The sequence below is a fragment of the Dietzia sp. DQ11-38-2 genome (genome assembly GCF_014145055.1).
GTDB lineage: Bacteria > Actinomycetota > Actinomycetes > Mycobacteriales > Mycobacteriaceae > Dietzia.
Window position 1 is genome coordinate 848 of sequence record NZ_JAALDW010000432.1, and the last position, 4470, is coordinate 5317.

General features: G+C 71.0%; 4 protein-coding genes. All 4 read left to right on the plus strand.

Annotated features, from left to right (window positions below; translation table 11 throughout):
* Window positions 1-938, plus strand: a 938-nt coding sequence (locus G6026_RS17500; protein ID WP_241728093.1) for an acyclic terpene utilization AtuA family protein, incomplete at its 5' end; no start/stop codon positions are given.
* Window positions 935-2113, plus strand: a complete 1179-nt coding sequence (locus G6026_RS13845; RefSeq protein WP_107757071.1) for an acyl-CoA dehydrogenase family protein — start codon at window positions 935-937, stop codon at window positions 2111-2113. The genes G6026_RS17500 and G6026_RS13845, both read left to right, overlap by 4 nt.
* The gene (locus G6026_RS13850; protein WP_182613509.1) at window positions 2110-3708 is read left to right on the plus strand and encodes a carboxyl transferase domain-containing protein; all 1599 of its coding nucleotides are present in this window, start codon (window positions 2110-2112) and stop codon (window positions 3706-3708) included. Before G6026_RS13845 ends, G6026_RS13850 begins: the two co-directional genes overlap by 4 nt.
* Before the next feature lie 11 nt (window positions 3709-3719).
* Window positions 3720-4470: biotin carboxylase N-terminal domain-containing protein (locus tag G6026_RS13855; protein WP_277815616.1), on the plus strand; the 751-nt coding region annotated here is incomplete at its 3' end.

Consider the following 4470-nt stretch of genomic DNA (forward strand, 5'->3'; position numbering starts at 1 on the left):
GGCCCGACCGGGTGAGGATCTCCGGCGTGGTGGGAGAGGCGGCCCCGCCCACCACCAAGGTCTCCGTGACGTGCCTCGGCGGCTTCCGCAACGAGCTCACCTTCCTGCTCACCGGGCTGGACATCGAGGACAAGGCGGCGCTCGTGGAGCGCCAGTTCCTCGCCGGGCTGGCCACGCGACCCGCGGAGATCGACTTCCGTCTGCAGCGCACCGACCACCCCGACGCCGACACCCAGGCCGCCGCGACCGCGCTGCTCACCATCGTCGCGTGGGATCCGGACCCCGACGTCGTGGGCCGCGCCTTCTCGGACGCCGCCGTCGCGATGACGCTGGCCAGCTACCCGGGTGCCACCCCCAGCGCGCCGCCCGGACGCGGGGGCCCGTACGGCGTGTACGTCCCCGCCTACCTCCCGCAGGACGCGATCCCTCATGTCGCGGTGCTGCCCGACGGCACGAGGGTCGACATAGCGCCTCCGGAGGACACCCGTGAGATGGGCGACGGCCACGCGTCCGACGGACTCGACGCCGAGGGAGCTCCGCTGCCGGAGTGGTCGTCCTCGGAGTCCACCACCCGGAGGCCGCTGGGGGACGTGCTCGGCGCCCGCTCGGGCGACAAGGGCGGCACCGCCAACATCGGACTGTGGGCCGGTGATCAGAAGGCCTACCGCTGGATGCGCGACACCCTCACCGTCGAAGAGATCCGCCGACTTCTCCCCGAGACCGCCGACCTGGCGATCGAGCGGTACGAGCTGCCGCGCATCAACGCCCTGAACTTCGTCGTCGACGGCCTGCTCGGCAAGGGAGTCGCCCACGGCTACCGCTGGGATCCGCAGGCCAAGGGTCTCGCCGAGTGGCTGCGCTCCCGCGTCGTCGACGTCCCCCACGACATCACCGCCCCCGTCCTCGCCGTTCCGGCACCCGCGAAGGAGAACTCGTGACCATCCCGCCCCACGTACCGGGCGACCCCTGGTACTCCGACGAGAGTCTCGCCCTGCGCGAGACCACGACCCGCTTCGCCCAGCGCGAGATCCTGCCCCACCAGGACGAGTGGGAGGCCGCGGGCGTGCTCCCTCGTGAGCTCCACGCCAAGGCCGGTCAGCTGGGCCTGCTCGGCGTCTCGTTCCCGGAGGAGGCCGGCGGCGGGGGCGGCGGCATGCGGGACTCGCTGATCGTGTGCGAGGCCCTCCACGAGGCCGGGGTCTCCGGCGGTGTGTTCGCCTCACTGTTCACCTGCGGTATCGCCACGCCACACCTGGCCCAGTCCGGCAGGCCCGACCAGATCGAGCGCTGGGTCGCCCCCACTCTCGCCGGCGAGATGATCGGCTCCCTGGCGATCACCGAACCCGGTGGGGGCTCCGACGTCGGGCGTCTCACCACCACCGCCCGCCGGGACGGGGACCACTACGTCGTCAACGGCGCCAAGACGTACATCACCTCCGGCACCCGCGCCGACTTCGTGGTGACCGCCGTGCGCACCGGTGGCGACGAGCTCAGGGGAGCGGCAGGCGTGAGTCTGCTGGTGATCCCCACCGACACCCCCGGTTTCCACCGTTCGGCTCCGCTGGACAAGCTGGGCTGGCGCGCCTCGGACACCGCCGAGCTGACGTTCACCGACTGCCGGGTTCCCGTGGAGAACCTCGTCGGCGCCGAGAACGACGGGTTCGCCCAGATCGCGATCGGCTTCGTGGGAGAGCGCGCGGCGCTGGCCGCGCAGGGGTACTCCCACGCCCAGCGCTGCCTGGACCTGACCCTGGACTGGGTCCGCGAACGCGAGACCTTCGGCCGACCCCTGCTCTCCCGGCAGGCCGTGCAGAACACCGTCACCGAGATGGCCCGCCGCATCGACGTCGCCCGCACCTACACCCACCGCTGCGTGGACCTGGCCGAGGCGGGGCACGATGCGATCGCCGAGGTCTGCTTTGCCAAGAACACCGCTGTCGAGTGCGCGGAGTGGGTCGCGACGCAGGCACTCCAGCTCTTCGGGGGACTCGGATACATGGCCGAGTCCGAGGTGAGCCGACAGTTCCGCGACGTCCGCCTGTTGGGCATCGGCGGAGGCACCACCGAGATCCTCACCACCCTCGCCGGACGCCGTCTGGGGTACACCGCATGAGCCTCCTACGATCCACCCTCGACACCACCGGCGCCGAGTTCGGTGCCGCCAGAGCCGCGATGGAGGACAAGCTCGCCCAGCTCGCGGCCGATCTCGACCCCGCTCTCGCCGGAGGCGGCGAGCGCAAGGTCGCCCGCCACCGCGAGCGGGGCAAGTTCACCGCCCGGGAGCGGATCGACATGGTCCTCGACCGCGAATCCCCGTTTCTCGAGCTGTGTGCGCTCGCCGCGTGGGGATCCGATTTCCAGACCGGCGCCTCCGTGGTCGCCGGCATCGGCGTCGTCGAGGGCGTGGAGTGCCTCGTGATCGCCAACGACCCCACGGTCAAGGGGGGCACGTCCAACCCGTGGACCCTGCGCAAGATCCTCCGACTCAACGACGTGGCCATGAAGAACCGGCTCCCGGTGATCAGCCTCGTCGAGTCCGGGGGCGCCGACCTGCCCACCCAGAAGGAGGTGTTCATCCCGGGAGGGGCGCTCTTCCGCGACCTCACCCGGTTGTCGAAGGCGGGCATCCCCACGATCGCGGTGGTCTACGGGAACTCCACCGCGGGCGGAGCGTACGTCCCGGGGATGAGCGACCACGTGGTCATGATCGAGGAGCGCTCGAAGGTGTTCCTCGCGGGGCCGCCCCTCGTCAAGGCCGCCACCGGCGAGATCGCCGACGAGGAGACCCTCGGCGGCGCCGACATGCACGCCCGCGTCTCCGGTCTGGCCGACCACCTGGCCACCGACGAGGCCGACGCCGCGCGCATCACGCGCGGTATCGTGCGCCGGCTCAACTGGACCAAGGCCGGGCGCGCCCCGCGCGCCGAGGTCGCCCCGCCGCTGTACGACGCCGAGGACCTCCTGGGCATCGTCCCCGACGACCTCAAGATCCCGTTCGATCCGCGGGAGATCATCGCGCGCGTCGTGGACGGGTCCGACTTCGACGAGTTCAAGCCGCTCTACGGGGCGAGCCTGGTGACCGGGTGGGCCGAGATCCACGGGTACCCGGTCGGCATCATCGCCAACGCCCGCGGTGTGCTGTTCAGCGCGGAGGCGCAGAAGGCCACGCAGTTCATCGAGTTGGCCAACCGGTACGACACCCCGCTGCTCTTCATGCACAACACCACCGGCTACATGGTGGGCTCGGAGTACGAGCGCGGCGGCATCATCAAGCACGGTTCGATGATGATCAACGCGGTCTCCAACTCCGAGGTCCCGCACCTGTCGCTCATCACCGCGGCCTCCTACGGCGCGGGCCACTACGGCATGTGCGGCCGCGCGTTCGACCCCCGGTTCCTCTACACGTGGCCGAGCGCCAAGTCCGCGGTCATGGGGGGTCAGCAGCTCGCCGACGTGGTGACCTCCGTGGCCGCCGCGGCCTCGGCCGCGCGGGGTGAGGAGATGAGCCCGGAGACGATCGACGGTCTCAAGACCATGATCGCCGACCAGATCGAGAAGGAATCGCTGCCGGCCTTCCTGTCCGGGATGCTCTACGACGACGGCATCATCGACCCCCGCGACACCCGGACCGTCCTGGGTCTGAGCCTGTCCGCGATCCACTCCGGAGACGTCGCCGGAACCGACCGCTTCGGCGTCTTCCGGATGTGAGGAACTCCATCATGCAGAACGCACCCACCCCTGCGCCGACGACTCCGGCCCAGACCACCGTCGCCCCGATCACCTCGGTTCTCGTCGCCAACCGCGGTGAGATCGCCCGCCGCGTCCACCACACCGCCCGCGGCCTGGGCATGACCACGGTCGCCGTCTACTCCGATGCCGACGCGGACGCCCCGCACGCCCGTGAGGCGGACGCGGCGGTCCGGTTGCCCGGCAGTACCCCCACGGAGACCTACCTGCGTGGTGACCTTCTCATCGCCGCGGCGAGGGCTGCCGGCGCCGACGCGATCCACCCGGGTTACGGGTTCCTGTCCGAGAACGCCGGGTTCGCCCGCGACGTGATCGACGCGGGGCTCACCTGGGTCGGCCCGCCGGTGCCCGCCATCGAGGCGATGGGCTCGAAGATCGAGGCCAAGAAGATGATGGGCGAGGCGGGCGTGCCCATGCTCACCGATCTCGAGCCGGCCGACGTGACCGAGGACATGCTCCCGGTACTCGTCAAGGCGTCCGCGGGCGGCGGCGGTCGGGGCATGCGGATCGTCCGCACCCTCGACGCGCTCCACGACGAGATCGCCGCCGCGCGACGCGAGGCCAGGTCGGCCTTCGGTGACGACGCGGTGTTCTGCGAGCGGTTCCTCGAACGGGGCCGCCACATCGAGGTCCAGGTCATGGCCGACTCCCACGGGACCGTCTGGGCGGTGGGGGAGCGCGAGTGCTCCATCCAACGGCGACACCAGAAGGTCATCGAGGAGG

What these genes read in the sequence shown, in the direction of transcription:
- G6026_RS13850 (WP_182613509.1), top strand. Translation starts at nt 2,110, where the DNA reads ATGAGCCTCCTACGATCCACCCTCGACACCACCGGCGCCGAGTTCGGT.